This is a genomic window from Actinopolyspora sabaoui (genome assembly GCF_051225635.1).
Classification (GTDB): Bacteria; Actinomycetota; Actinomycetes; order Mycobacteriales; family Pseudonocardiaceae; genus Actinopolyspora.
The window spans coordinates 204,380-230,507 of the sequence record NZ_JBMIHH010000002.1; the positions used below are offsets into that span (position 1 = coordinate 204,380).

The following is a 26,128-nucleotide window of genomic DNA, read 5'->3' on the forward strand; positions in this document are numbered from 1 at the left end:
ACAGTTCGTGTACCACCGATCGACACGATGGCGCTATCTTGGCTCCGTCCCGCACCGAGGAGGTCTCGTGCTGTCCACTAACGACTCTGATCCAACGATCGGTGAGCGCATCGCGGCGGCTCGCAAAGTGGTAGGGCTGAACCAGCACGCGCTCGCCGGGAGAGCTAACTACAGCACCAGCATGGTTCGCGCGGTCGAGCAGGGGCGCGAACCGGCCTCCCCGGCATTCGTGTCTTGTATGGCCCGTGCTCTTGGAATGGAAACCGAGGAACTCTACGGCAGGCCCTACCGAGACCTAATCGACGAAGAAGGTGGCCTGCCCGGCCTCGGGGAGTTGCGAACCCTTTTCGCCGAAGGACGCCACGTCCTACCTGTCGAACCAGCACCTCTCACAGAACTGGCTGCGGAACTCGAACGGGCCCGCACGATGCGCCACAGCGACCGTGCCCACCAAGCCATCGCGATCAGCCCGGTGCTGCTTCGTCAACTCCACGGGGCGAGTCAACAGGCAAGTACCGACACCGAGCGAGCCCGCTCGCAGAGCCTCCTGGCGCGGTGTTATGCCAATGTCGGCCAACTCGTGTACCGGTTCGGATGGTTCACGTTGGCGACTCAGGCACTCGATCGTGCCGAATCCGCCGCCGAGCAATCCGATGATCCGTTGCTGCCAGCACACGCCTCCCAACAGCGTGCTCTGCTGCTGCTGTCCCACGCTGCTTACGACACAGCAGCTCAGTTGGTCGATCACTCACTGAACCTGCTGTCCGGAACCAACGAGTCAGAAACGACCCTGGCTCTATACGGAGCCGCACATCTGCGTGGAGCCATCATCCAGGCCCGCGACGCCAATGCCGACCGAGCGCGAGACCACATCGCAGAAGCCCAAGAAATCGGGCTGCGGATCGGACATCAATCCGGTGCCTACGACACCAATTTCGGCCCCGAGAACGTCGCCATCCACGACACCGCCGTATCTCTGGAAACCGGAGACCCTGATCAAGCCGCCCGTACCGGTTCGGCTCTGCGGTTTTCCAGTAACATACCCGCCACTCGCGTCGGTCACCATTGGCAGGACGTCGCCCGTGCCTGGGTCCTGGCCGGCGAACCTGCCCAGGCTCTGACGGCGCTGAACAAGGCACGGCGAGCAGCACCGCAGCAAACCCGCTACCACCCGCAGGTTCATGAGACAGCGCGTGCGATCGCAACCGCTGAGCGCCGCAAAACCGACAGTACCGCTCACTTCGCTCACTGGCTCGGTCTCACGCTGTAGCAGTCTGTTTCGCAGGTAAGGTTGTCCGACAGGGTGCGGTCGGTAGGAATCGAACAGCTACCGTCACGACTCGTGCACCCAGCAACCCAGAATCACGACATCCGTCAGTCGGCACCGGTGATCGGCGTGGTGGGCTGTGCCGCAGGCGGCGTCAACCATCTTCGCGAGCACCTGGTCACACCGCTGCTGGAACGCGGTTACCGGGTCGCGGTGACTCTGACTCCCAGTGCGGGGCGGTGGCTGTCGGCCTCCGGCGAAGCCGACCAGCTGGAACACCTGACCGGCTTACCCGTGCGTTGGTCAGCCCGGCTGCCCACCGAACCCAAACCACACCCGCCAGTCAACTGCTACGCCGTCGTCCCAGCCACCGCCACCAGCGTGGCCAAGCTGGCTCTGGGGCTCGGTGACAATCAAGCCCTGACCCCGGTCTGTGAAGCCATCGGCGATCCCGGCACCGCAGTGGTCGTCTTCCCCAAAATCACCGCTGCCCACACCAACCATCCCGCCTGGCCCGGTCACCTCGCCACACTCCGCGACGGCGATGTCGAACTCCTCTACGGCGAGGACATCTGGCCAATCCACCCCACCGGAACCGAACCACAGCCTCCCTATCCTTGGGAAACCATCCTCGCCACAATCGACCGCAAAGTGGCCGAGTGACGTGCTGCTTCTACAACAACGAACGCAGCACGAGGACTGGATGGATTACCGCCACACTTGATCGCACCTTCCCACCCGGAGTCGATGATGTACGCCGATCAGGACTTTTCGCGTCTACGGCCACGAGGGCTGGTCGTGGTGTGCCGGGATCGAGACGTTCGGTTGCCGACGCTACGATGACTCCTGATCGAAACCGATCGAGAAGTACTCAGACCACATCCGAGGTGCGATGTCGCGGTGGCGCGAAAACGTGCAACGGCGGTTATAACATCGCAGGTCGCAGAGGGTGCTCTCCACGGGCGTGGAGGTGGACCCATCGATGTCGTCCTGGGTGTTGACCTGCGCGTCGTGCTCTCCACGCACGTGGAAGTGAACCGCCACGCGGATCGGTAGCTACAGCATCCGGGGCGGGCAACCGACGGAACGCACCGGCCCGATGCGTGCGGCGGAACCGCCCGACGCGCTCAGGAGCGGTACCGCTCGACGTAGCGCTGCCACGCCTCGGAATCGTTCTCGGCCTGACGCTCGGCACGCTTCTCCCGTCCGGTCCCGAGCGGGTAGCCGTGCTTGACGAGCCGGGTCTCGCAGCTCTCCACCATGGACGACGTGGAGTAAAGCAGTGACATCAACAGCCCGCCGACCACGCACATCGCGGTGATCCACAGCGGCCCGGGCAGCAGCAGCACGAGCAGCCCGGGCGAGACCTGCACGAACACCCGGGCGATGTGCCGCAGCGCCCAGGTCCGGCAGGTGACGTCGTGCAGCACCCACTCCCGGTAGCGCTCGGGTAGGCGTCCACCGTAGACGTACCAGAGCCACAGCACCGGGTTCGGACGGTTCCCACCGCTCATCGTGATCCCTCACTCCCCGCACAGCCGTCCGGACGAACCATCACCCGCACCGACAGCATCCCGGCCCGCCGCGACCCCCTCGAATCGACCGAGGAACCGACGGGCGGGCACACAGGTCCCGGCAACGCCCTCACTCGAAGTCGGGCGGCAGGCGCTCCTGCCAACGCTGCCCCTGCGGGTACAGCGTGATCTCGCGGGTCTCGTCGGCGCGGCGCTCGATGCGCACCAGCAGGTTATCCTCGGCGAGCCGCTCGGCGAAACCACCACCCCACTCCACCACCACGGCGGCCTCGGTCAGCTCGGTGTCCAGGTCCAGATCGTCGAGCTCGGCCAGCGAGGTGAGTCGGTAGGCGTCCACGTGCACCAGCGCCGGACGACGCCAGTCCGAGGCGTAGTGCTCCCGAGCCAGCACGAAGGTGGGCGAGGTGACCCGGCCACTCACCCCCATCCCCTGAGCGATGCCGCGTGTGAGCGCGGTCTTGCCCGCGCCGAGCGGACCGTCCAACAGCACCAGGTCCCCGGCACCGAGCACGGCACCGAGCGCGGCACCGAACCGGTACGTGTCGTCCACGGTCGCCAGCTCGTAGGTCCAGCTCACCACGTCGGAACTCAACTGCCGCTCACCTTCTCCGCGTTCCCCTCGGCCCGCATGTTCCGTGCCACTCGCCGAACCAGCTCGCTCAACCGCTCCGTCACCAGTTCGGCCCGTTCCAGAATCGCCATGTGACCGGCACCCTCGACCCGCACGAGCTCGGCGCCGGGCACGCGCGCCGCGATCGTCTCCGAGTGTGAGAACGGGATGAGCCGGTCGGTGTCACCACCCATGACCAGCACCTCGGAGTGCCGTAATCCGGCCAGCGCCGCCGTGCGGTCGTGCGAACCGAGGGTTTCCAGGAAGTCGGTCACGGTCTCCACGGTGGTGGAGGCGATCATGTCGTCGGTGAGGTCGACCAGCGCGGTCTCGACGTCGCGATCGCCGAAGGCCAGACCACGAACCGCGCTCCAGGCCACGTGCGACCCGCTCCGGCGGGCACTTTCCACCAGCTTGGGCTGCCACTGGGCCAGCAGCCCCATCGTCCTGGTCAGCGGGTTGTTCTTCGACAACCACGGCTTCGGCAGCCCCCGCGCGCCCACCTGCCCGGCCGAGGTCGACAGCAGCGCCACCCCCGCGATCCGGTCGCGGAAGAGTTCGGGCCGCTGTTCGGCCAGCGCCATGATGGCCATACCGCCCATGGAGTGCCCGGCCAGCACCACCGGCCCGCGCCGCGCGGTCGCCCGCAGCACCGCGTCCAGATCCCTGCCCAACTGCTCGATGGTGCAGTTGGCGCGCCTGGAGTGGCCGGAACGCCCGTGGCTGCGCTGGTCGTAGAGCACCAGCCGCACGTTCGGGTCGCCCAGCGGCGGCAGATCCCTGCGCTGAAAGTGCCAGCACCGCGAGTCCAGCGAGTAGCCGTGCACGAGCACCACGGTCAGCTCGGCCGCACCGCCGTCGGCAGGGCGAACCTCCTGTACCGCCAGCGGCACCCCGTCGTCGGCGGCGACGGTGGACCTGCGGTGGGGTTCGAGCCTGCCCAACGCCTCGCCCTGGTAAGGGTCGGTTTCGGCCCCGTTCCTGCGCTGCGTCGCGATCCGCGAGCTGTGCGAGGCGAGACTCACCGCGGTGCCGGTGACGACGGCACCCACCATCCCCGCCGACCAGGCGATCGCCTGCCACGGCCTCATCGCGTGTCCTCCGCCACCACGGTTCGGGTCACGCGCGGACGATACATACCGGTCACGATCTCGTAGTGGATGGTGCCCAGTTCATCGGCCCACTCGGCGGCGGTGGGCTCACCGTGATCACCCGGCCCGAACAGCACCACCTCGTCCCCCTCCGCCACTTCGTCGTCATCGCAGCGGACAACGATCTGGTCCATGCACACCCGCCCCACCACGGGGCGGCGCCTGCCGCCGAGCAGCACCGAGAACCGGTCGGACAGCGAACGCGGCACCCCGTCGGCGTAGCCGACCGGGACCAGCGCCAGATTGGTGGCGGTGGGGGCAGTCCAGTTGTGTCCGTAGGAGACGCTCTCCCCCGCCTCGATCCGCTTGGTCAGCGCCACCGAGGAGCGGAAGGTCATCGCGGGGCGCAGTCCGTGGTCGCCCTCCCGCGGGACCGGGTCGAGCCCGTACACCGCGATACCCGGGCGAACCATGTCGAACCGCAGATCGGGGCGGGTCAACAACGCGGCCGAGTTGGCAAGGTGACGCAGCGGGCGCAGCCCGGCCGCCAGGGCTTGCTCGTGGGCGAGCCGGAACCGCTCGGCCTGCCTGTCGATCGAGGGATGGCCCGGCTCGTCGGCACAGGCCAGGTGCGACCACACGGCGAACACCTCCACCGCGCCGTCGGCCTCGGCCTTCGCGGCCAGCGCCACCAGCCGTTCCCACGACTCGGCGGTCGCGCCGTTGCGGTGCAGGCCGGTGTCGATCTTGAGGTGGATCCGGGCGGTGTGTCCGGTGGACTCGGCGGCGGTCACCACGTCGTGCAGCCGCGCCTCGGAGGAGACCGAGAGGTCCACCCCGGCGCGCACCGCGCCGGTCACGTCGTCACCGCGCTGGTACAGCCAGCACAGCAGCGGGGCGGAGATGCCCCGCTCCCGCAGCCCGAGCGCTTCCGGGATCGAGGCGACGCCCAGCCAGTCGGCCCCGGAGCGCAGCGCGGCCTCGGCCACGGCCGAAGCACCGTGGCCGTAGCCGTCGGACTTGACCACGACCATGGTCCGCGCGCCGGACTCGCTCGCGTGTCCGGCGAGCACGGCCACGTTGTGCCGGATGGCCGCGAGATCGATGCGCAGATCGGCACGGCACGCGGGAGGTTCGTTCATCCCGCTCATAATCGCACAGGAACTCCCCTGAACCACCGCGTCGCCCGAGGGACGGTCAAGGTTAGCCCCGCCCGGTCGGCGGAAGTGGTTACGTGGCGGAACCTCTCGCACGACTCTCGCTGTGGGGAGGCCCGACATCGGGTAGGTAGGTCGGGGTTCGGCCCGCGGGAGTGGTCGGGGTTCGGTTCAGGGGGGCGTGGCGGCCACGGAGCGGACCTCGCGGACGGCGCCGGGAACCGCGTCCAGCAGGGCGGAAGCGCCGATCGGTGCCCCCACCGGTTCGGCGTCGCCGGGCTCGCGGGAAGCCGCCGCGGCCGCACCGCCCGTGGCGGCGATCTCGGCGGCCCGTGCGTGCACGTGCGCGGCGCTGCCGCACGCCCACAGCGGGTCCATCCCGGTGGCGAGCAGCTTCCCGATCATGCCGGTGAGCACGTCACCGGAACCGGCCGTGGCGGGCCAGGCGTGTTCGCAGGGATGCACCAGGACACGCCCGTCCGGGTCGGCGATCACCGTGGTGTTTCCCTTCAACAGCACCACGGCCGAACAGCGCCGGGCGACCTCGCGCACCGCCGCGACCCGATCCGTTGGGCGCTGCCCGGCCAGCCGGGAGAACTCGCCCTCGTGCGGGGTGAGTACCAGCGGGACGTCCGGATCCCGGGCATCCCACAACGTCTCGTCATTGGCGAACAGTGTGATCGCGTCCGCGTCAGCCATCACCGGCTTACCGTCGTCGAGCACCGCCGCGAGTACCTCACGACCGGCGGCCCCGGTGCCGATCCCCGGCCCCACCGACCACGCCTGCACCCGCCCGGCGTCGCCGACCGAACCGACCGCGACCACCTCGGGCCAACGCTGCCGCACCACATCGGCGGCGGGACCCGCGTAACGCACCATCCCCGAGGCGGTGTGCACCGCCCCGCCTGCCGCGAGCATCGCCGCGCCCGGAAAGTTCGCCGACCCCGCCGCGACCCCGAGCACCCCCTGGCTGTACTTGTCGTCCGCCGGATGCGGAACCGGCCAGGCCCGCCCGACATCACCGGCTTCCGGAACCGAGCAGTCCGGCTCGTCCAGGTACGGGTCGAGCCCGATGTCGACCACCACCATTTCACCGGAACGCACCAGTCCCGCACCGAGCACGTGGCACGGTTTGCGTCCGCCGAACGTCACGGTCAGGGTGGCTCGAACGGCCGGGCCGTCCACGGCACCGGTCATCGGATCCACCCCGCTGGGAAGGTCGACCGCGACCATCGGGGCAGTCACCCGGGCCACGGCGGCCGCGGCGAGCGGACGCAGCGGGCCGTGCGCGGCGAGCCCGACTATCCCGTCGACCACCACATCGGCGCGTCGCAACGCGTCGGCGGCCGCATCGGCCACCCCGGACTCGTCGGCGGCATCCGCCGCCTCGACGACACGGCCACCAGCGGCACGCAGCGCACGCAACCCTTCGGGGTGGGTCTTGTCGGGGGCGAGCAGTACCGCCGTGACCCCGACACCCCTGTCGCGCAGCAGGGCACCCGCCCAGAGCGCGTCACCGCCGTTGTTGCCCGCGCCGACGAGCAGTGCGACCCGTCGGCCCGCCACGCGGCCCGCCCGCTCGGTGAGCAACCGGCGCACCCAGAGCGCCACCCCGTTGGCGGCGCGCCGCATGACCGCGGGTTCCGGCACCGTTCGGAACAACCGCTGTTCCGCCGCACGCACCTGTTCGGGCGTCCACACACCGTGCAAGTCGGAGCCTCCTGGCGGTTCGACTGTCGACGTTTCCATTCCGCCACGCCGGGTGTCCGCTCGGCGTGGCGAACGGTCCGGATCACTCCACGGTGACCGATTTGGCGAGATTACGCGGCTTGTCCACGTCGTAGCCACGGTGGCGGGCGATCTCGGCCGCGAGCACCTGCAGCGGAACGGTGGAGACCAGCGGCTGCAGCAGGGTCGGCACGGCGGGGACCTCGATCAGCTCGTCGGCGAACGGTCGAACCGCCTCGTCACCCTCCTCGGCGATGACGACGGTGCGCGCGCCCCGAGCCTGGATCTCGCGGATGTTGGACAGCAGTTTGGCGTGCAGCTGGGAGTGCCCCTTGAGCGAGGGCATCTGCACCACGACCGGCAGACCGTCCTCGATCAGCGCGATCGGGCCGTGCTTGAGCTCGCCCGCGGCGAAGCCCTCCGCGTGCATGTAGGCGAGCTCCTTGAGCTTGAGCGCACCCTCCAGCGCCACCGGGTATCCCACGTGCCTGCCCAGGAACAGCACCGCCTTGGCATCGCACATCCGGGTGGCCAGCTCCCGAACCTGGGGGACGGTGTCGAGCACGGAACGCACCGCCTCGGGCATAGCGGCCAGCTCGGAGAACTCGTGCTCCAGCTCGTCGGCGTACTTGGTGCCGCGCGCCTGCGCCAGGGCGAGTCCAACCAGGTAGTTCGCCGCGATCTGGGCGAGGAAGGTCTTGGTGGCGGCCACACCGATCTCGGGTCCGGCGTGGGTGTAGAGCACCGCGTCGGACTCGCGCGGGATCTGCGAACCGTTGGTGTTGCTGATCGCCAGCACCCTGGCGTGCTGGGTGCGGGCGTGCCGCACCGCCTCCAGCGTGTCGGCGGTCTCGCCGGACTGCGAGATCGCCACCACCAGCGTGTCCCTGCCCAGCACCGGGTCGCGGTAGCGGAACTCGCTGGCGAGTTCCACCTCCACCGGGATGCGGCACCAGTGCTCGATGGCGTACTTGGCCAGCAGCCCGGAGTGGTACGCGGTGCCGCAGGCGACCACGAAGACCTTGTTGATGTCCCGGAGGTCCTGCTCGCTGATGCGCTGTTCGTCCAGCACCACACCGCCGTCGGCGAAGTGGCCGCGCAGCGTGTTGCTCAGCGCCTCGGGCTGCTCCTCGATCTCCTTGAGCATGAAGTAGTCGTGCCCGCCCTTCTCGGCGGCGGACAGGTCCCAGTCGACGCTGAACGGCCTGGTCTCGACCTCGGTACCGGCGAAATCGGTGACCCGGTAGCCAGCGCGGGTGATGGTGACCAGCTGGTCCTGCCCCAGCTCCACGGCGTTCCTGGTGTGCTCGATGAAGGCCGCCACGTCCGAGGCGAGGAAGGTCTCGCCCTCGCCGACGCCGACGACCAGCGGCGAGGAGCGCCGGGCGGCGACGATCGTGTCGTGCTGGTCGGCGTGCGTGACCACCAGCGTGAACGCGCCGGACAGCCGGGCGGCCACCTCCCCGAGCGCCGCGGTGAGATCACCGGCGGCCGGACCGGCGGCGTACGCCCTGCCCACCAGGTGTGCGACCACCTCGCTGTCGGTGTCGCTGCTCAGTTCGATGCCGTCGGTCTCGAGCTCGGCGCGGAGCTCCGAGAAGTTCTCGATGATCCCGTTGTGGACCACCGCCACCTTGCCGGTGGAGTCACGGTGGGGATGGGCGTTGCGGTCGGTGGGAGCGCCGTGGGTGGCCCACCGGGTGTGTCCCATACCCGCCGTACCGACGAAGTGTTCGCGCCCGTCCTCGGCGACCCGCTGTTCGAGGTTCGACAGCGCACCGGCCGAACGCTGCACGGCCAGCGACCCGCCGCCGTCCAGCAGGGCGATGCCCGCCGAGTCGTAGCCCCGGTACTCCAATCGCCCCAGGCCCTGAAGCACCACGTCGAGGGCCGGGCGATGTCCTAGATAACCCACAATGCCGCACACTCGACCCAGCATAGCCAGCGGAGATGGTCTGAACCTGATACCTGTCCTCCACCCGGGTGTCGCCCGATCGTCCGGCCGGTCACTGCCACGGGTGAGGGGAAGTATCCGCTACCGTGACGAGTCATGGCCCACAACGCCAAGAAGGCGCTCCAGGAGCTCACGCGACGGGGACCCCACGACGTGCTGCACGGTGACCTCGCGCTCGTCGGCCTGCCCGGCATCGTCTGCGCACCGCGCGGCGGGCGAGGATTGGCGGCCATCGCGTTCGGGCACGGCTGGCTGCAGCCCGCACGGCGTTACACCGGGCTGCTGCGCCACCTGGCCTCGTGGGGATTCGTGGTGGCCGCGCCGAACACCCATACCGGGCCGTTCGCCTCGCACCGGATGTTCGCGGCCGACCTGCGAACCGCGCTGGACATCTGCGTCAACGTGCGACTCGGTGAGGGCGACATCAGCGTCGATGAAAATCGGATGGGGGTGGCGGGGCACGGCATGGGCGGTGGCTGTGCCGTACTGGCCGCCGCCGAGGACAGCCGGATCCGGGCGGTGGCGGGGCTGGGCACCTCCGAGACCATGCCCTCGGCGATCGCGGCCGCCGGGCGAGTGAGCATGCCGGGGTTGCAACTGACCGGGGAACATGACCTGCTGGCCACCGCACGCTCCAACGCGGAACCGATCACCCGCGCCTGGGGCGGTCCGGCACAGCTGCGAACCGTGCGCAAGGCGGGCCACCTCGCGTTCACCGAGGGCAGGCACTGGAGCGAGCTGCTGCTGCAGGGCAAGTCGCACTACGGTTCGCAACGACTCTCACGCGCCCTGCTCACTGCCTTCTTCCTCCGCACCCTGACCGGCGACAAGCGGGGACAGGAACTGCTGACCAACGACGTCTCCGGAACCGAGATCGACGGCGAGCACAGCAAGGGGGCGCTGGCCGCCGCGTGACGGAAAACTCCGGACGGAACACGGCAGCGGCGTGATCCACCAGAATGACGGATGATGAGCACGCCACAGCCGCCGCACGGCGTACCGCAGCAGCCCCAACCGGGCGGCGCCCCCTACCCGCAACAGCCCCCGGCGCAGCAACCGCCACCGATGCCGCAACAGGGGCAGCAGGTGCCGCAGTATTGGGGCTACCCGCAGCCCGGCGCACAGACAGGGGCGCAGCCAGGGGGACAACAGAACTGGGGACAGCAGCCCGCCGGAGCGGGCCAAGCCGGGGCCTACGGCTACCCGGCGCCCAACGCGGGATACGGATGGCAGTACGGCGCCGCCCACCCGCAGCCACCAGTCCAGCAGCCAGCCGTCCAGCGACAGGCAGCGGGCCCGGTCGACGACACCGGCAGGCCGCTGGCGATCATCATCGCCGTCTGGGCGATCATCGCGGGGCTGCGGACGCTGATCGACTACCCCATCGACATGGTTCAGTTCTGGATGGAGTACGGCACCTACTCCACCGTGCCGATGACCATCGCCGCGGAATCGTGGAACTTCCTGTCCCTGCTCGACGCGGCGGCGCTGGTCACAGTCGGCATACTACTGTTCGCCAGGCGACCCAAGGCGCGTTTCTTCGCCACAGCGGTAATAGCACTGACGGTGACGCTGTACGTCATGAGCGTTGTTTTCGATTTCATCTGGACGCCTGATTACTTGGATTCCTTTTACGAGTACTTCTACAGCTGGATCCAGTTTTCCGGAAACGTTTTCTACCTGATTCCCGCCGTTCTCGCGCTACTCCCGGGGATATCCCGTACGCTGCGCACGAAACCGAAGCGGCAACAGCCACCACGGCAACCGGTGTACGGCCAACAGCCGGGATACTGAAGCAATACCGAAGATCGTGCGGCGGTTTCGACCACCGGGGAAACACAGGGGACAGCATCATGAACGCACCACAGCCGTTCCACGGCACACAGCAGCCGCAGCCAGGAGCGATGCCACCGCAACAACCGCCCTATCCGGGAGCTCACCCCGGACAGGCGCAACAACCGGGATCCCCTCCATCCACTCCCCGGCAAAGCGGGAGATCTCCGGCTCCCACAATCCTGGGAACAGCGACAATTGTCATCGCCGGTATCGTCCTGGCTATTTCTGTCACACAGTTGGTAAGCCTGATAATAACGTGGGAGATAGTCGAAACGGTCACAGTCATATGGATCCTCGACGGAGTCGTACTGCTCGTACTGGGAATAATGCTGCTGACGCGCACGCACCTCGTGAAGGGAATCGCCGTGGGCGGTATGGCAGTATCCGCTATCGCAGTCTGCTTGCGAGTATTCGATCTCGGGATCAGCTCCTTCGAGTGGCGGACACCGTTGGACATCGGTTACGACATGGAAACCACGGACGGAATCATGTTCTACCTCTCGATCCTGGTGACGATGCTGGTTTTCCTGCCCTCCGTGCTGCACTCGTTGCGGCGGAAACCGGTCCAGCAGCCGCAGCAGCAGTACTACTAGGCCCTGTACCAGTCGCAAACCCCTGAAGCTGCCCCGAGCCGCAAAGTAACGGGAAAGCAGTGCTCATCGGGCCTTGGTGGAGCTCTGGTCCCGTTGCAGGGTGCGGTAGACCGTGGTGCGGGAGGTGGTGCGGGAGGTGGTGCGGGAGACGGTGAAGACCTCGGCGGTCGGCAATGGTGTACTCGCCAGTGCCGTACATCCGCCTGGAGTCGGGCCTGAACTGAAGCGGTAGCCCCGACTGTCCCATCCCTGTGGTGGAACCGAATCCGATAGTTATGCGCGGCCCGACCGCCGGTCGAGCGCGGCGCCGACTTCGGGGCAGTTACCGCGAACGATGTCGAGGAAGGCGCCCAGCACTGGGGAGCGGCCCCGGTCGGCGAAGGACAGGACGAGGTCGGGCAGCGCCGTGCGTGGGGTCACTTCGCAGAACCGGACCCCCGGGCGCGGGGCCGACAGCATGCGGGAGGGTCCGAGGCCTACGCCGACCCCGCAGGCGGCCAGGCCGATGATCGTGTGCACGTCCCTGGCCACGGTCGCACCGTCCAGCGCGGCGGCGTCCTCGCCCAGCAGGGTGCGCAGCCCGGTGGCGATCGCGGGCTCGTCCTCCCCGGCGGACACGATCAGCGGCTGCCGCCGCAGCTGGTCCACGCTCACCGACTCCTGGCCGGCGTAGGGGTGCGCGCTGCCGACGACGGCGGTCAGATGGGCGTGCCCGACCGGGACGGACACCAGATGTTCGGCCCCGGCGCCCCGCGGTGGTCCGAGGGTGATGGCCACGTCCAGTTCTCCGGCGATGAGAGCGGCGGTGCTGCGGCCGGATGCCATCTCGTGTAGCTCCAGCCGTACGTCGGGCCGCTCGCGGCCGAACCGGCCCAGGACATCCGGCAGCGGCTCGAGCAGTGCGGAGGCGATGAACCCCAGGCGCAGTCGACCCGTCTCGCCGCGCGCCGCCCGGTCAGCGTCGACACCGGCAGCCGTCATCTCCTCCAGTGCCTGCCGCGCTCGGACGAGGAACGCCTCACCCGCGCCGGTCGGGAGCACGCCCTGGCGCGTGCGGTCGAACAGCCGGACCCCGACTTCCCGCTCCAGGTCGGCGATCTGTTTGGACAGCGGGGGCTGTGCGATGCCCAGCGCGCGGGCCGCCCGACCGAAGTGTCCGTGCTCGGCAAGGGCAAGCGCATACCGGAGATGCCGCGTTTCCATGATCATTCAGTCCATATATCAAAAGTATCATCAGTCAGCATTCCATATCTTCCGCTTGATGATGCTGTCGCCACCCACTGGGATGGGATTCATGACGCCATCCTCGAACACCACGTGCACCGATCTGAACAGCACCGTCTTCGTTCTCGTGCACGGCGCCTGGCACGGCTCGTGGCAGTGGGCGGCAACGCAGCGGATACTCGCCGGTCTCGGTGCCGCGAGCGTGGCCGTTGACCTGCCTGGACACGGCTTCGACGCTGCCCTGCCCAGCGGGCACCTGCTGCCCGATCGACCCGGTCTGCTGACCGAGAGGTCGCCGCTCGCCGACGTGACGATGGACGACTGCGCCGAGGCCGTCCTGGACACGCTGCGCAAAGTCCGCCGCTACCGCCGTGTTGTGCTCGTCGCTCACAGCGCGGGCGGCGGTCCCGCATCGCTGGCCGCGGAACGCGCGTCCGAGCTGGTCGACCGCATCATCTACGTCTCCGCGTTCGTCCCCGCAGGCCGCCCTCGGTTTTTCGACTACCTCGGCGCCCCCGAGAACGCCACCGCACGGGGGCAGGACCTCAACCTCGGTGACCCCGAGGCACTGGGCGCCGTACGGATCGACCCGCTCTCACCGAACCCCTCCTACGTCGAGGAGCTGCGGCAGACCCATTACCACGACACGCCCACCGACCGCTTCGACCGCTGGCGCTCCGCGCTGATCCCCGACCTGCCGCTGGCCATCCCGGCGACCCCGATCACGCTGACCGCGGCGCAGTGGGGCCGTATCCCGCGTACCTTCCTGCGCTGCGCGGAAGATCGGGCGCAACCGACGGCCACACAGGACCTGATGATCGCGGAGGCCGACAGGGCCATGCCGGACGAGCCGTTCACCATCCGCACCCTGCCGGGCAGCCACAGCCCGTTCGCCGCCCGGCCGCGGGAACTCGCCGAGGCCCTGGTCCGATGAACGACCGGCGATTCCTGCTGCCGGTGGTGCTGAGTACGACCTTCGTGCAGCTGCTCAACGTCACGATCGCGCAGATCGCCGCTCCGGCCATTCGGTCCGGCCTGGGCACGGGCCCCGGTGCGGTGCAGCTCGTGCTGGTCGGATACACCCTGGCATACGCGTGTCTGCTCGTCACCGCCGCACGATTGGGCGACAGATACGGCTACCGGCGACTGTTCGTACTGGGCACAGTGGTGTTCACGGTCGGATCGATGACTTGCGCCGCCGCGCCCGGCGCCGGATGGCTGATCGCGGCCCGCCTGATTCAGGGCGCGGGCAGTGGCCTGGTCGCCCCGCAGGTGCTCTCACTCATCCACACCGGCGTTTCCCCGGAACGTCGGCCACGAGCCCTCGCCCTGTACGGCGCCACGATGGGCGTGGCCTCGCTGGCCGGTCCGCTCGTCGGTGGGCTGCTGATCGGCGCCGACCTCTTCGGCCTCGGCTGGCGCGCGGTCTTCCTCGTCACGCTGCCGGTAACGCTCGTCTCTCTGACGGGGGCGACCCTGCTACCTCGTACGCGCGGTACGGGCGAGCAGCGCGTGGACTGGGTCGGGGCGACGCTGGCCACCGCTGGCTTCGGTGCGCTGATTCTGCCGTGCGCGTTGGGCAGGGAGGCAGGCTGGCCCTGGTGGACGTGGGCATCCTTCGCCGTGGCCGCGGTGGTTCTCAGCTGCTTCGTCCGTACCCTCCGGAATCGGCAGAACCCCCTGATTCACCCGTCGGTTCTGCGGGACGGGACCGCGCGGCGGGGCGTGCTGCTGGTGTTCGTCTTCAACGCCGGGGTGCCGTCGTTCACGTATCTGCTGTTCCTGCACCTGCAGTCCGCCCTCGGGTATTCGGCGCTGTCCGCCGCACTGGTGGCGGCGCCGTTCGCCGCCGCAGCCATTCCGGGCAGCCGGGCAGCCCCGTCCCTCTCCCGTCACCTGGGTCCGGCGGCACTGACAGTCGCAGCGCTGGTCCTGACGGGCATGGCCCTGACGCTCGCACTGCTCATCGACACCGGGTCCGGGCGCTTGGCAACCCTGCCGGTGCTGCCGGTGCTGGCGGCCGGTGGCACGGCGTTCGGCCTGTTCACAGCCTCGGTGTTCGCACTGGTACTGGCGAGTGTGCGGAGCGCAGCGGCGAGTTCGGTGTCCGGGCTGCTGCCAACGGCTCAGCAGCTCGGCGGCACGATCGGGGTGACGGCGGCCGGGATGGCCTATTTCGCGCCGGCGGACAGTGCCAGCGCGGCGTTCGGCCACGCCATGTCCTATGAGGCCGCGGTCTTCGCGCTCGCGGCGACGATCGCCCTCCGATTGCGACCGACCAGTTCCGGGCCGGAGCAGTCCGGGAGCGGATCAAGTAGACCCGAAGGGACAACGAGCAGGTCAGCGAAGAAACTAGATGATCCAGCATGGTAAGCGCGTTCCTCGTTTCCTTCCTCATCAGCACCAGTCCCTGGTGCTGAACCGTGTTCGCGCAGTCCCTGCACGTTCTCGTAACGCTGTGCGTCTCCTGGCCGGAGCGCAGACTGGTGGGTAGCCAGCACGTGCCGAACGGGATTACCTCTGCTGGATCCGCCCGTGCAGCGTTCGCACACCATGGGAAAACCCGTTTGGGGCTGGCCATCATGCCCAACAGCTCGGCCGATCCGCACCGTGAGACCGTCAGATGTGGTGGGCGGTTGCAGCACGAACCGGGCGGGATCGTGACGTGGCCACGCGGGCCCGTCTGCTCGATCTGTGCGTCGGATACCTCCGGTCACTGACACGGCGGGCGGCGTCGGCCCGTGAGCGGAACCTTCTCACGGGCCGAGCGCGGCACTTGTCGCAGCCGCGGGGCCTCCAATCGTGGGATTCCACCTGAGGCGTTCCCACAGGAGACTACTAGCGCAACCAGCTGCGCTGCGAGAAGTCCTCCTCCTCGTCGTCCCACTCGTCGGCGGCCGACCGCCGACGAGGCCGCGGCGCGGGCTCGGGACGCTGCTCCGGCGGCCGGTCCGGTGCCCGACCTGACCGCTGCTCGATCGCGGGCTCCTCTGATGCGGGCTCCTCGGGCGCGGACCTGCCGAACCGCCCGGCCGCGACGTTCCACCCCACGTCCGGTCGCGCGGGCTGCGGCTGCGTGGCCGGTGGTTGCGCGGCCGGCGGTTGCGCTCCGCCCCCTCCCGGGCCCGCGGCCGGACCACCGGCCTGCCCCCCGGGGAAACCACTGGAACTCACCTGATGGGCGAAGGGATCCTCGTCCTCCCGCTCGCCGATGCTGATCTGCTCCCTGCGAGCGCGTTCCCGCAACACCGCTCGCTCGGCCTCCAGCCGCTGTTCCTCCTCGCGTCGGGCCTGCTCCTCCTGCTCCCGAAAGACGCGTTCCCGCTCGTCCACCTCGGCCTGCACGGCCGCGGTCTCCCGCTCGTACTCGCTGTCCAACTCGTCCTTGCTGCGCCGGGACTGCTCCACCACAGCCTCGATCTCGGCGACCGACACCTCGGACTCGTACATTCCCCTCTTCCAAGCCTTCCCCTCATCCGGGGAATCCGACGATCGGCGACCGATCATCTTTCGTTCGGCCACTCACCGGTCGTTCAGCCACTCACCGGTCGGGCCGGTCATTTCTCGTTCGGTTCGCCCAGCACGGCTTGATACTGCCAGAAAGTGTCCGCGTCGAGGCCGTCGTCGAACAGGTCACCTTCGGTGCGCCAGGGACTGTCGTTGCTGCGCTCTTCGTCGCCACCACCCTGCTGGCCCGCACCGCCCATACCGCCCATGGGCATCATTCCACCCCGGGCACCGCCCTGTTCGCCCTGACCGGAAGTGCCGCTCGACTCGCCCATGGAGGCCAGCCCGGTGGCTCCCTGCGAATCCGTCGTGTCCGATTTCCCGCCCATGGTCGACAGGCCCGCCTCACCCGCTATGTCACCGAGCCGGTTCCCGGAACGATCGCTGCCCCAGATGCTTCCGCCGGTGTCCTCCGGAGAGCTGAACAGGTCGCCGGAGAACGCGGTGAAGGTGGAACGGGGCGAGAACTGCTCGGAATCGCCGAACATCCCGGCACCCGCCCACTGCGAAGTGGTCCGTGCCGCTGCCTCGTACGGATCGCTCTGCCGAGCTCCGTCGGAGCCCTGCCCCTCCTCGGCGGGAGCACCGGAGAAGCTCGCCGCGCTCGAACGCGGGGTCCCGGCCGTCTCGGCGGAGTTCTCCCCCCGGAGCGCTTCCCGGGAGACGTCCTCACCCGACACCCCGTCCTGTTGGGGTGCCTGCTGCTGGGTGGTCGGCTGTTCGTGGGGCGGCTGCTGAGTTGTGGCCTGCTGGAACGTTTCCCGCCCGGCGGCGCCCTGTTCCGCCGCATGCTCGGCCTCGCTCACCGCATCGGCCGGTGCCGCGGCTCGCTCCTGGCCGAAGTCGATGGTCTGGGTTCTCGGCTGACCACTCCCGTCGTCGACCGTTACGCGCAGCCCACCTTCGGCATCGCGCGCCACGCCTATGGTGCGGTCACCCTCACTGATGACAGCGGTACCGTCCTCGTTCGGCCGGACCAGAGTCGGCTCGCGCGAACCATCGGCAGCGTGCGTGGACTCGCCCCCGGTCGCCGGGGCACCCTGCTGACCGGAGCCACGGGGGGATTCCGCCACCCCCGGTGCGGCGGTCTCCGAACCCGGTGCACCAGCCGACTCACCGAACGGGATCTGGTAACTCCGAGGCCGGCCCTGCTCGTCCAACAGCGTCAGCCGGGTAAGGCCCTGCGAGTCCGCCTCGCGAACGGCGATCCGTTCGGAACCCTCCCCGATGGTCACCTGATCCAGGTTCCGTTCGCCCCCGGCACCGCCGGTTCCATTCGGAGCCGCCGAAGCGGCCCCACTGCCCTGCTCGGACAGCTGGGAACGAATCTCCTCCGCCGAGGGGGTTTCCGGCCGCTCGGGCATTCCGCCCTGCTGTCCACCCGGCGCACCAGACCCGCCTGTTGTGGCGGTGACGGGAGCCCCACCTCCACCGGGAACACCTCCGGCACCACCGCCGCCGCCCTGGGGCCGACCGGTGACTCCGGCGTTCGAGGGAGCCCGCTGTTCGTCCTGCCGCCCGTGGCCCTGCTGCCCGCTACCCTGCTGCCCGCTGCCCTGCTGCGATCCTTGCTCACCGAGCTTGTCGAAGGTGCCGTCGTCCAGCTTGCTCAGCTGGTCCCGCAGCGCGGAGAACGCCTTCTCGGTGTGCTTGTAGGCGTCGTGGGTCTCCCTGCGCAGCGCCTTGACATCGTGGGCGTACCAGCCGCAGAAGTCGTCGAGCCACTTGATGCGTTTGTTGGCGACGGTACCGCCGCCGCCGTCCCTACACCCCGGCGCACCAGGGAGTCGGAGGTCGTCCCAGGTCACCTCGACCATGACCTGCTTGTCCGCCTTGTTGTCCCCGGGAGCTCCCTCCTGGCTGAGATCGACTTTCTGTCTGAGCCGCGGAATGAGCGCTTTGCCGAACTCGCCCATCTTGTCCAGCTCGTCCTTGCTCGCTTCGAAGCCCTCGCGGACCTTCTTCTCCATGCCGTCGAGGTCCTGGATCATCTCCTCGGACTGGTCGTCCTCGCCGTAGTGCTTGTAGAAGCTGCTCTTGTCCTGGAAGTCGGACAGCCCGCCGGGGCCGATGCGGTTCTTGGGGACCTTCGCCGCCTCGCGCAGCGCTCTGCTGGTGGCGTTCAGGTCGTCGCAGTACTTGTTCAGCGGGCCTTTGACACCCGTGTACCGCTGCCGCGCGGCGTCGGCCGCCGAGCCCTGCCAGGCCTGGTCTATCCCCTTCTCCAGCGAGTCGAGGTGGTTCAGCCAGGCTTCCCGGTTACTGGCGAGTTCGGAGAGCTTGTCCGAAGCGGACTCCAGCATCCCCCAGTTGATGCCGCGCAACTTCGGCAAGTCGTGCGTCTCGGTGGCTCCGGTGCCGTAAACCGCGTACTCGTCGCCGGGATACTTTTTGGCCGCACCCTCGTGGGCACGCCATCTCCGAAAGACCCTGCCCCACACGCCGTCGCGCATGACCTTTTCGAGCTCGTTCAGCTTGTCCAGGTGGAAATCCGAGTTTCCGGGGTCGGAGGGGGAACCGTTGCCGGTCCGGGCGTCGTTCGAAGAACTGTCGTCCGGCGACGGAGGCCTGCTCAAGTTCGACTTGCCAGCACCACTCACTGTTTACGCCCCCTCCCCGGCCTTGGAAACGTTCTCGGCCTGGGCCCGATCCCGCGATTCCATGTCGCTGAAGGCGGACTCGACATTCTCGGCCAGCCCGGTCAGATGGTTCCGCGCCTTGCCGAGTGAACCGGCGAAGCCCTGGCAGGCGGTCTCGAAAACGGCGCCGACGCCGATGTCCCTGCCCACCTGACCGAAAGTGCCCTCTCCCGACTCGATCGACTCCGCGAGGTTCGTTCCCGCGTTGAAGGCGTCCGCCAGGTTCCGCGTGCTGTTGGCGACCCGCTTCATCGCCTCGCCGTCGTAATCAACGGAGCCGTTCGACCGGCTCATGACGTCGTCCCCCTAAACCGCTCGTTCCGACCAGCGCCCGTAACGCGGACACGGGAAGGTGACCGTACGGCGCACCGTGGATCATCCCAGACCGTGCGATGCCGCCGTGAGGGTTCGACGACGTCATTGCACACGCAAAGCCGACGTCACGGGCACGAGCGGACGGGTACGACAACTCCGCGGCCGCTCGTAAGAGCCCCGATCAGGAACGGGGGACGGAAGCAGCTCAACGAGCCACGGCACGCGGATAAGCCCACCGGCTGCCGCGAAACGGCCACGCCGGAGCGGGCAGTACGCGCGCCAACGGAGCTGTTGCTCAAGTCGGCGGGGACACGAGCACCACTACGGCGATAGCCCCGAGGGCTATCACGAGGAGAGGTAGGAACAGGACGTAGAGCAGATCGCCGACGAAATAACGCATGACGGATCACGCCCACCGGCTACCGAGTGGTCGGACACGGGATTCGAGTCACCGCGCCACGAGTCCGGGCTCGAAACGGTGAAGGCCAGGACTCCACGCGGCGGGTCAGGACTCCACGCGGCGAGTCGGGAGTCGAAACGGCCAGTCAGGGCCTGGCACGGCGTGGCCAGTGCTCCACCAGCCAGTTACTGCCGTCGTGCGCCAAGGTGGCTGCCTTGGCACCCGCTACGGCGAGAGCGGACAACACGACAAGACCTGCGACCAGGCTGATCGCGAAAAGCGCGACCAACATGGTGACAACGATGGCACCCATGTGACGAGGCTCTCACAACTGGGCGCCGAATGCGAGACTTTGATCACATATTCATCTGATCGAGCCAACGACCTCGGCCAGTCGCTCCGCGGTTCGCTTGGCGCACTCAGCCGTGGGGGCCTCCACCATCACCCGTACGAGCTGCTCGGTTCCGGAGGGACGCAGCAGTACCCTGCCGTGCTCGCCCAGCTCCGATTCGGCGTCGGCGACCGCGGCGGAGACCGCGGGAGCGTTGACCGCGGTGCTCTTGTCCGACACGGAAACGTTCACCAAACTCTGCGGCAGCCTGGTCATGGTGTCCGCGAGCTCGGCCAACGGAGCCCCGGCGGCCACCATCCGCGACATCAACCGCAGCGCGGTCAGCAGGCCGTCACCGGTGGTGGCGTGGTCCGGCAGCACGATGTGCCCGGACTGCTCCCCGCCGAGGGAGAACCCACCGTCGCGGAGTTCCTCCAGCACGTAGCGGTCCCCGACCGCGGTGGTACGGAGTTCCACACCGTGCTCGCGCATCGCCAGATGCAGCCCGAGGTTGCTCATGACCGTGGCCACGACGGTCCGCCCCGTCAGCTCCCCGGAGTCCCGCATCGCCACGGCGAGTATCGCCAGCAGCTGGTCCCCGTCGACCAGTTCACCCGCGGCGTCGACCGCCACGCAGCGGTCCGCGTCCCCGTCGTGGGCGATCCCCAGATCGGCGCCGTGCTCCACCACCGCGGCGCGCAACCGGTCCGGTCGGGTCGAGCCGACGTCGGCGTTGATGTTGAGCCCGTCCGGCTCGGCGTGCAGCGCGACAACCTCCGCCCCGGCACGCCGGTACGCCTCGGGCGCGGCCCGGAAGGCCGCACCGTGGGCACAGTCGACCACCACCCGCAACCCGTGCAGCGAGCCGGGAGTCGAGTCGAGCAGGTAGTCCACATAGCGGTCCAGCGCCTCGGGCATGTCCCGCACGCGACCGACGTGCTCCCCCACCGGACGGACCGGGTTCTCCGCCATCCGTTCCGCGATCTCGTCCTCGAGGGCATCGGCGAGCTTGTGCCCGCCCGCCGCGAACAGCTTGATCCCGTTGTCCGGCATCGGGTTGTGCGAGGCCGAGATCATCACGCCCAGGTCGGCCCCGGTATCGGCCACCAGCCGCGCGACCGCGGGTGTCGGTAGGACCCCGACGCGCACCACATCGGCCCCGGCGGAAGTCAGCCCCGCCGTCACCGCGGCCTCGAGCATCTCACCGCTGGCCCTGGGGTCCCGCCCCACCAGGGCGATGCGCCGACGTGAGTCGTCCCGGTCGTAGAGCACCCGAGCAGCGGTGCTCGCCAGGGACATCGCCAGCTCCGGACCGAGATCGGAATTGGCCAGACCGCGCACCCCGTCGGTGCCGAACAGACGGGACAACCGCTTCCTCCTGATGCTCACGGCACACGTGGGCCTGTTTGAGACTTGGTGGGGTGGGCGACCGAACCGGTGCGGCGCCCCTCGAAACCACGGAACGCGTGGCGCGGCCAACCGCGTCACCCGACCGGTGTCTCGCTACGACGTCCGACTCGGCTCGTCCGGAACCTATCGGCCCGGCGCGACCGCGCACTCGAACACCGAACTCCGCCGACCAAACACCACGGGAGCAGCCCCGGCGCCCGACGGACGACCGAGACTGCTCCCACAGGATGTCGACACCGCCCCGCTCCTGCCAACGCGAGGGGCGGGCGGGGCGAACCGGGTTCGCCGGATCGGGCGAACCCGGAAAAAGTCACCGCTTGCTGTACTGCGGGGACTTCCTGGCCTTCTTGAGGCCGTACTTCTTGCGTTCCTTGGCCCTCGGGTCACGCGTGAGCATGCCTGCCTTCTTCAGGGTGGGCCGGTCCTCCGGCTGGTAGGCCACCAGGGCACGGGCGAGCGCCATGCGCAGCGCACCGGCCTGACCGGAGGGGCCACCGCCCCTGAGGTTCACGAAAACGTCGAAGCCCTCGGTGCGCTCCACCAGCTCCATCGGCTCACGGGCGATGTTCTGGTGCACCCGGTTGGGCATGTAGTCGTCCATCGACTTGCCGTTGAGGATGAAACGGCCGGTGCCGGGAACCAACCGAACCCGAACGATCGCCTTCTTGCGACGCCCGACGGTCTGGATCGGCCTGCTGGACGGAAACGGCGCCACGCCCTGAGCGAAAGCCTCAGGCTCAGGGGCCGGCTCGTCGGCCGGGACCTCTGAATCGAGGACCTCGGGAGCCGGGGCTTCGTCGGTCTCTGGAGTGCTCACGTGCTCTTCCTCGTATCCCTCGGTCACTTCTTGGCCTTCGTTTCGATCTCGAAGGGCTGCGGCTGCTGCGAGTGGTGCGGGTGATCCGGCCCGGCGTAGACCCTGAGCTTCTTGGCCATCGCGCGACCGAGCTTCCCCTTGGGCAGCATGCCCTTGATCGTCTGCTCCAGCAGACGCTCGGGCTTGTTGTCGAGCATCTCGCCGAAGGAGTTCTTCTTCAGGCCGCCGGGATAACCGCTGTGCCGGTAGACGAAGGCCTGGTCGCGCTTCTTACCGGTGAGGACGACCTTCTCGGCATTGACGATGACGACGAAGTCGCCGGTGTCCATGTGCGGAGCATAGGTCGGCTTGTGCTTGCCACGCAGCAGCGTGGCGGCCTGGGTGGCCAGCCGGCCGAGCACTACGTCCTCGGCGTCGATCACATGCCAGGCGTGGGTCACCTCGCCGGCCTTCGGGCTGTACGTGCGCACGGGTCTACCTCGTCGTCGTTCGCGTTGGAGTCTCGGTGCGGCAGTCGTGTCCCGTCGCCCATCACGTCGGGGCGTATCGCGATCCGATTCACCCCGTGGGAACCGGTACGTCCCACGAGCGATCGAGACCGTCACCTCGTGCGAGCCGCCCCCGGGGCTTTCCACCTCGGCCGGTCACCGAGTCATCTCGCGGTCGTACACACCCACCGCACAACAACGGATGAGAGTACTCGGTGGCTGACAAGCGGGTCGAAACGGGTCCCCGTTTCCCAACCACGACCCGCGCGGGAGCCACGGCGGCGACGAGGACCAACTTCGGCCTATCTCAGCACCAGCGCCATGGTATCGGACGGGCGGCATGACGAACACGTGCCCCCTGGACCCGTTGCGATCCAGGGGGCACGTGGCCGGGAGGGCGTGGTTCAGCCGCCGAACTTGGCGGCGTTGGCACGCTCACCGGCCTGGTAGGACTCGTTGGCCGCGTTGATGGCCATGCCCATCTTGGCCGTGATCTCACGCATGTTCTGCGCGGCGTTGTCCCAGTCCTTCTGCGCGGCGTAGTACTGCTCCTGCGCGGCGCCCTCCCAGGTGCTGATCAGCGGCTTGAGCATCTGCTCCAGCTCGTCGAGCTCCGCCTGGATCTTGGTCGCGGCCTGGTTCAGGCTCTCGGCACCGGCACTGAGCTGGCCGAAGTCAACCTTGATCGAACTCATGAGACTTGTTCCCCTCTGTGAAGATTATCGGACTCGAAAACCCGGCAACCGGCTCAGCCGTTGAGCATGCCCTCGATCTTGGAGACCTCGGCGGCCTGCTCCTCGTCGCGCTGCGCGTAGTCCTGACCCGAGGACTTGATGTTCTCGCTGATCTCCTGCAGCCGCGTGGTGATGACGTCGGCGTTCTGACGGAACTGGTCCATCAGCTTCTGGAAGGTCCGGCTCGCGGTGCCCTCCCAGGAGGCGATGACCGGGTCGATCTCGCCCTGCAGCTTGGAGATCGCCTGATCGACGTTGTTGCGGACCTCCTCGACCTGAGCAGCGGAGCGCTGCATCAGCTCTACATCGGTCCCGAATCCCTGACCCATTTGGGAATCCCCCTTCAATCCGTCGCTGAAAGATCGATCGAACTTCCGACGCAGACATTGCCAGAACGGTTCCATCCGTGTCGTGGTTTTTCGCGGATCACGTTGCTCATGTAAACGCGCCGGGGAGACCGCTTCCGCACGAACCCGCTCCGGAGGTCACCGGGGGAGGCCAGAACCCGGCGGAACGGGGTCACCCCACCGAGATGCTGCGCACGACCCGTTCACAACCCACCGTCACACGTCGTTTGCCCTCGGGATCGTACTGACAGCCGATGCTGATTCTGGTTTTCGAACGGTGCAGCACGTACCAGTCCACAACGGATCCGGACAATCCTTCGCGATAGTGAACCACCCGTTCACCCGCGAATCGGGTGTCCGACTCGAAACCGGACAGTTCGCTGTCGGAACTCTCGAACTTCTCCCGCAACTCACGCACGGATCGTCGGCGGTTCGCCGACACGTCGTAGCCCGGTCTGCCCGCCCGCACCGAGATCACCTCGTCACCACCGGAGTCGGGGGGTCGGATGCGCGTCTCCCACAGCTCGGGAGCACCGCCGCCCTGTTCCCACCCCGCCGGGTACTCGAACTCGTAGCCGTAACGGGTCACGCTGCCACCGCGCACCGAAGGCAGGAACCACACCACCGACAGCGTGACCACCGCCCCCAGCGCGAGGAGTACCGCCGCGCCCACGAAGAGCCGTTTTCGCCGGGAGGAACCCCCACGTCGTGCCGGTTCGGTGTGCCACGGCGACGCCTTCCCGCCGGGGACACCCGAAAAATCGGCGGTCCCCGGAAAACCGGTGCCGCCGGGATTCGGCGCGCCGGAGGCGGTCGCACCGGAAACCGGTGTCGTGCTTCCGGTCGACCACGCTCCCGCCGTGGAACCGGTGGGTCGGTGCCCGGTTCCGCCCCCCGCCTGAACCCCGGGGGCGGGCGGACCGCCGGCGTACGGTGGCGGGGCCGGTGCGCCACCCCGGCCGGAAGGGCCACTCGTAGGCTGCCAGGATCCGGGAGGAACGCGCAGCGCACGCGTGACTTCACGCGTCGGGTCCTCCCGCACGGCCCGCAGCGCGCCGCGGGCCACCACGGTCTCGGGCTGGTCCAGTGTGGTCGGCACGATTCCGGTTCGTTCGTGGATCAACCGCGCGACCATCGGCACCCTGCTGGAACCACCGACGAGGAAGACCGCGGCGAGTTCCTGTTCCGTCGCCCCACCGTCCGCCAGCACACCGGGGACGAGATCGGCCACGTTGCTCAGCGACGCCACCATCAGCGACTCCAGGTCGGACCTGGTGACGAGGGCGTCCGAGAACGGCGGTGGCAACGGAACATCGGTGTAGCTGTGTCTGGACAGTGTTTCCTTCGCGCCGCGCACGTCCTGCCGAAGCACTCTTCTGCGCCGCCTGTCGACTATCTCGCGCCCCTCGACGAGCTGTCGCCAGGCCGCCGGATCGACCGGTTCGACCGTGCTGCCGACGTGTTCCAGCAGCGCCTGGTCGATGTCCGCCCCACCGAAATCGGGTTTGCCACGGGTCGCCAGCACCCGGAAGGACTCGTCGGCCCGGCGCACCAGACTCGCGTCGACCGTTCCACCGCCGAGATCGAGCACGGCCAGCGCGGCGCCGTCGGGCAGACCGTTGCCCGCGGCGTGGAAGACCGCCGCTCCGACCGGCTCCGGCAGCAGCACGACTTCGGCGGCCAGCCCGGCCGCCGCGTGGCGCAGCCTGCCGGTGCGCACCGTCCCCCAGTCGGCGGGGTGGGTCAGCACCAGCAGATCGACGGCCACTCCGCCCGCGTAGCGCCTGGCCTCGTCGAGCGCCCGGGTCAGCACCGCGCGGATGGCGTCGCCCACGGCGAGCACGGTACCGCCCAGCAGCAACTCGCCCTCGTCGATGCGGCGTTTGGGATGCGGTTCGAAGCGGGCCGGATCGACGGCGGCCTGCCGCTCCGCCTCCTGGCCGACGAACAGCGTGCCGTCGGCCGAGGCGAACAGCGCCGAGGAAAGCAACGGCTGACCGTCGATGACCACCACGTGTGGTTCGGCACCGTCGAGTGAGGCGACGGTGCAGGTACTGGAAGTACCGAAGTCCACCGCGACGTGCAGGGTCACGCACAACTCCTTTGGTGCCGCCGGTTGTCGAACACCGGAGCCGCTCGGCCGCC

Annotated in this window: 24 protein-coding genes; 7 read left to right on the forward strand and 17 right to left on the reverse strand. The window is 68.6% G+C overall.

The window, feature by feature from the left end:
- Positions 1-67 precede the first annotated feature (67 nt).
- Together ACOQFL_RS03435 and ACOQFL_RS03440 are read left to right on the forward strand one after the other, a co-directional pair.
- Positions 68-1,270: a helix-turn-helix domain-containing protein gene (locus ACOQFL_RS03435; protein ID WP_435542632.1), complete on the forward strand. Its 1,203-nt coding sequence runs from the start codon at positions 68-70 to the stop codon at positions 1,268-1,270.
- Between the two features lie 72 nt (positions 1,271-1,342).
- Positions 1,343-1,930, forward strand: a complete 588-nt coding sequence (locus ACOQFL_RS03440) for a flavoprotein (protein ID WP_207227438.1) — start codon at positions 1,343-1,345, stop codon at positions 1,928-1,930.
- Between the two features lie 464 nt (positions 1,931-2,394).
- On the opposite strand, the gene ACOQFL_RS03445 is transcribed toward ACOQFL_RS03440, so the two are convergent.
- From ACOQFL_RS03445 to glmS, 6 genes are all read right to left on the reverse strand, one after another.
- Positions 2,395-2,781: a DUF5313 family protein gene (locus tag ACOQFL_RS03445; RefSeq protein WP_435542633.1), complete on the reverse strand. Its 387-nt coding sequence runs from the start codon at positions 2,779-2,781 to the stop codon at positions 2,395-2,397.
- A gap of 130 nt (positions 2,782-2,911) precedes the next feature.
- Positions 2,912-3,394, reverse strand: coding sequence for a tRNA (adenosine(37)-N6)-threonylcarbamoyltransferase complex ATPase subunit type 1 TsaE (gene tsaE / locus ACOQFL_RS03450; protein WP_435542634.1), 483 nt, complete (start codon positions 3,392-3,394; stop codon positions 2,912-2,914).
- The gene (locus ACOQFL_RS03455; protein ID WP_435542635.1) at positions 3,391-4,503 is read right to left on the reverse strand and encodes an alpha/beta fold hydrolase; all 1,113 of its coding nucleotides are present in this window, start codon (positions 4,501-4,503) and stop codon (positions 3,391-3,393) included. Before ACOQFL_RS03455 ends, tsaE begins: the two co-directional genes overlap by 4 nt.
- Complete coding sequence (alr, locus tag ACOQFL_RS03460) at positions 4,500-5,645, reverse strand: alanine racemase (protein ID WP_435542636.1); 1,146 nt, start codon at positions 5,643-5,645, stop codon at positions 4,500-4,502. Before alr ends, ACOQFL_RS03455 begins: the two co-directional genes overlap by 4 nt.
- A gap of 186 nt (positions 5,646-5,831) precedes the next feature.
- A complete protein-coding gene (locus ACOQFL_RS03465) occupies positions 5,832-7,370 on the reverse strand; it encodes an NAD(P)H-hydrate dehydratase (RefSeq protein ID WP_435542637.1) in 1,539 nt (512 codons plus the stop codon).
- Positions 7,371-7,452: 82 nt separating this feature from the next.
- Positions 7,453-9,315, reverse strand: coding sequence for a glutamine--fructose-6-phosphate transaminase (isomerizing) (gene glmS, locus ACOQFL_RS03470; RefSeq protein ID WP_435542638.1), 1,863 nt, complete (start codon positions 9,313-9,315; stop codon positions 7,453-7,455).
- A 123-nt stretch (positions 9,316-9,438) separates the two neighbouring features.
- On the opposite strand from glmS, the gene ACOQFL_RS03475 reads away from it, so the two are divergent.
- The 3 genes from ACOQFL_RS03475 (at position 9,439) to ACOQFL_RS03485 (ending at position 11,771) form a co-directional block, all read left to right on the forward strand.
- Positions 9,439-10,257: a poly(ethylene terephthalate) hydrolase family protein gene (locus tag ACOQFL_RS03475; RefSeq protein WP_435542639.1), complete on the forward strand. Its 819-nt coding sequence runs from the start codon at positions 9,439-9,441 to the stop codon at positions 10,255-10,257.
- A gap of 54 nt (positions 10,258-10,311) precedes the next feature.
- Positions 10,312-11,136: a hypothetical protein gene (locus tag ACOQFL_RS03480; protein WP_435542640.1), complete on the forward strand. Its 825-nt coding sequence runs from the start codon at positions 10,312-10,314 to the stop codon at positions 11,134-11,136.
- 278 nt (positions 11,137-11,414) lie between these two features.
- Positions 11,415-11,771 (forward strand): hypothetical protein, encoded by a 357-nt coding sequence (locus ACOQFL_RS03485; protein ID WP_435542641.1) that lies wholly within the window; start codon positions 11,415-11,417, stop codon positions 11,769-11,771.
- A 273-nt stretch (positions 11,772-12,044) separates the two neighbouring features.
- On the opposite strand, the gene ACOQFL_RS03490 is transcribed toward ACOQFL_RS03485, so the two are convergent.
- Positions 12,045-12,974 (reverse strand): LysR family transcriptional regulator, encoded by a 930-nt coding sequence (locus tag ACOQFL_RS03490; RefSeq protein WP_435542919.1) that lies wholly within the window; start codon positions 12,972-12,974, stop codon positions 12,045-12,047.
- Between the two features lie 91 nt (positions 12,975-13,065).
- Here ACOQFL_RS03490 and ACOQFL_RS03495 point away from each other — a divergent pair, with 91 nt between their 5' ends.
- Together ACOQFL_RS03495 and ACOQFL_RS03500 are read left to right on the forward strand one after the other, a co-directional pair.
- Positions 13,066-13,929: an alpha/beta fold hydrolase gene (locus tag ACOQFL_RS03495; RefSeq protein ID WP_435542642.1), complete on the forward strand. Its 864-nt coding sequence runs from the start codon at positions 13,066-13,068 to the stop codon at positions 13,927-13,929.
- Positions 13,926-15,368, forward strand: coding sequence for an MFS transporter (locus ACOQFL_RS03500; protein WP_435542643.1), 1,443 nt, complete (start codon positions 13,926-13,928; stop codon positions 15,366-15,368). The genes ACOQFL_RS03495 and ACOQFL_RS03500 overlap by 4 nt, the downstream gene beginning before the upstream one ends.
- Before the next feature lie 465 nt (positions 15,369-15,833).
- Here ACOQFL_RS03500 and ACOQFL_RS03505 read toward each other — a convergent pair whose 3' ends face one another.
- The 10 genes from ACOQFL_RS03505 to ACOQFL_RS03550 form a co-directional block, all read right to left on the reverse strand.
- The gene (locus ACOQFL_RS03505; RefSeq protein ID WP_435542644.1) at positions 15,834-16,445 is read right to left on the reverse strand and encodes a hypothetical protein; all 612 of its coding nucleotides are present in this window, start codon (positions 16,443-16,445) and stop codon (positions 15,834-15,836) included.
- A 107-nt stretch (positions 16,446-16,552) separates the two neighbouring features.
- Positions 16,553-19,078, reverse strand: a complete 2,526-nt coding sequence (locus tag ACOQFL_RS03510) for a WXG100 family type VII secretion target (protein ID WP_435542645.1) — start codon at positions 19,076-19,078, stop codon at positions 16,553-16,555.
- 27 nt (positions 19,079-19,105) lie between these two features.
- Positions 19,106-19,435: a hypothetical protein gene (locus ACOQFL_RS03515; protein WP_435542646.1), complete on the reverse strand. Its 330-nt coding sequence runs from the start codon at positions 19,433-19,435 to the stop codon at positions 19,106-19,108.
- Positions 19,436-20,001: 566 nt separating this feature from the next.
- Positions 20,002-20,169, reverse strand: a complete 168-nt coding sequence (locus tag ACOQFL_RS03520; protein WP_165400703.1) for a hypothetical protein — start codon at positions 20,167-20,169, stop codon at positions 20,002-20,004.
- A gap of 51 nt (positions 20,170-20,220) precedes the next feature.
- Positions 20,221-21,555 (reverse strand): phosphoglucosamine mutase, encoded by a 1,335-nt coding sequence (gene glmM, locus ACOQFL_RS03525; protein WP_435542647.1) that lies wholly within the window; start codon positions 21,553-21,555, stop codon positions 20,221-20,223.
- A 352-nt stretch (positions 21,556-21,907) separates the two neighbouring features.
- Positions 21,908-22,441, reverse strand: a complete 534-nt coding sequence (gene rpsI, locus ACOQFL_RS03530; RefSeq protein ID WP_435542648.1) for a 30S ribosomal protein S9 — start codon at positions 22,439-22,441, stop codon at positions 21,908-21,910.
- The gene (gene rplM, locus ACOQFL_RS03535; protein WP_092626165.1) at positions 22,438-22,884 is read right to left on the reverse strand and encodes a 50S ribosomal protein L13; all 447 of its coding nucleotides are present in this window, start codon (positions 22,882-22,884) and stop codon (positions 22,438-22,440) included. Before rplM ends, rpsI begins: the two co-directional genes overlap by 4 nt.
- A gap of 422 nt (positions 22,885-23,306) precedes the next feature.
- Entirely contained in the window at positions 23,307-23,597 is a 291-nt protein-coding gene (locus ACOQFL_RS03540; protein WP_092626167.1) for a WXG100 family type VII secretion target, read from the reverse strand.
- Between the two features lie 53 nt (positions 23,598-23,650).
- Positions 23,651-23,965 carry a WXG100 family type VII secretion target gene (locus ACOQFL_RS03545; protein WP_092626790.1) on the reverse strand — a complete coding sequence of 105 codons (315 nt, stop codon included), beginning with the start codon at positions 23,963-23,965 and terminating at the stop codon, positions 23,651-23,653.
- A gap of 190 nt (positions 23,966-24,155) precedes the next feature.
- Complete coding sequence (locus tag ACOQFL_RS03550) at positions 24,156-26,075, reverse strand: type VII secretion-associated protein (RefSeq protein WP_435542649.1); 1,920 nt, start codon at positions 26,073-26,075, stop codon at positions 24,156-24,158.
- Between the last annotated feature and the right edge of the window lie 53 nt (positions 26,076-26,128).

Bases quoted from the DNA above. Each gene is read 5' to 3' on its own strand.
- ACOQFL_RS03445 (WP_435542633.1), bottom strand. From the start codon at position 2,781: ATGAGCGGTGGGAACCGTCCGAACCCGGTGCTGTGGCTCTGGTACGTC.
- ACOQFL_RS03455 (WP_435542635.1), bottom strand. From the start codon at position 4,503: ATGAGGCCGTGGCAGGCGATCGCCTGGTCGGCGGGGATGGTGGGTGCC.
- alr (WP_435542636.1), bottom strand. From the start codon at position 5,645: ATGAACGAACCTCCCGCGTGCCGTGCCGATCTGCGCATCGATCTCGCG.
- ACOQFL_RS03475 (WP_435542639.1), top strand. From the start codon at position 9,439: ATGGCCCACAACGCCAAGAAGGCGCTCCAGGAGCTCACGCGACGGGGA.
- ACOQFL_RS03480 (WP_435542640.1), top strand. From the start codon at position 10,312: ATGAGCACGCCACAGCCGCCGCACGGCGTACCGCAGCAGCCCCAACCG.
- ACOQFL_RS03490 (WP_435542919.1), bottom strand. From the start codon at position 12,974: ATGGAAACGCGGCATCTCCGGTATGCGCTTGCCCTTGCCGAGCACGGA.
- ACOQFL_RS03495 (WP_435542642.1), top strand. From the start codon at position 13,066: ATGACGCCATCCTCGAACACCACGTGCACCGATCTGAACAGCACCGTC.
- ACOQFL_RS03500 (WP_435542643.1), top strand. From the start codon at position 13,926: ATGAACGACCGGCGATTCCTGCTGCCGGTGGTGCTGAGTACGACCTTC.
- ACOQFL_RS03505 (WP_435542644.1), bottom strand. From the start codon at position 16,445: ATGTACGAGTCCGAGGTGTCGGTCGCCGAGATCGAGGCTGTGGTGGAG.
- ACOQFL_RS03515 (WP_435542646.1), bottom strand. From the start codon at position 19,435: ATGAGCCGGTCGAACGGCTCCGTTGATTACGACGGCGAGGCGATGAAG.
- ACOQFL_RS03520 (WP_165400703.1), bottom strand. From the start codon at position 20,169: ATGGGTGCCATCGTTGTCACCATGTTGGTCGCGCTTTTCGCGATCAGC.
- ACOQFL_RS03540 (WP_092626167.1), bottom strand. From the start codon at position 23,597: ATGAGTTCGATCAAGGTTGACTTCGGCCAGCTCAGTGCCGGTGCCGAG.
- ACOQFL_RS03545 (WP_092626790.1), bottom strand. From the start codon at position 23,965: ATGGGTCAGGGATTCGGGACCGATGTAGAGCTGATGCAGCGCTCCGCT.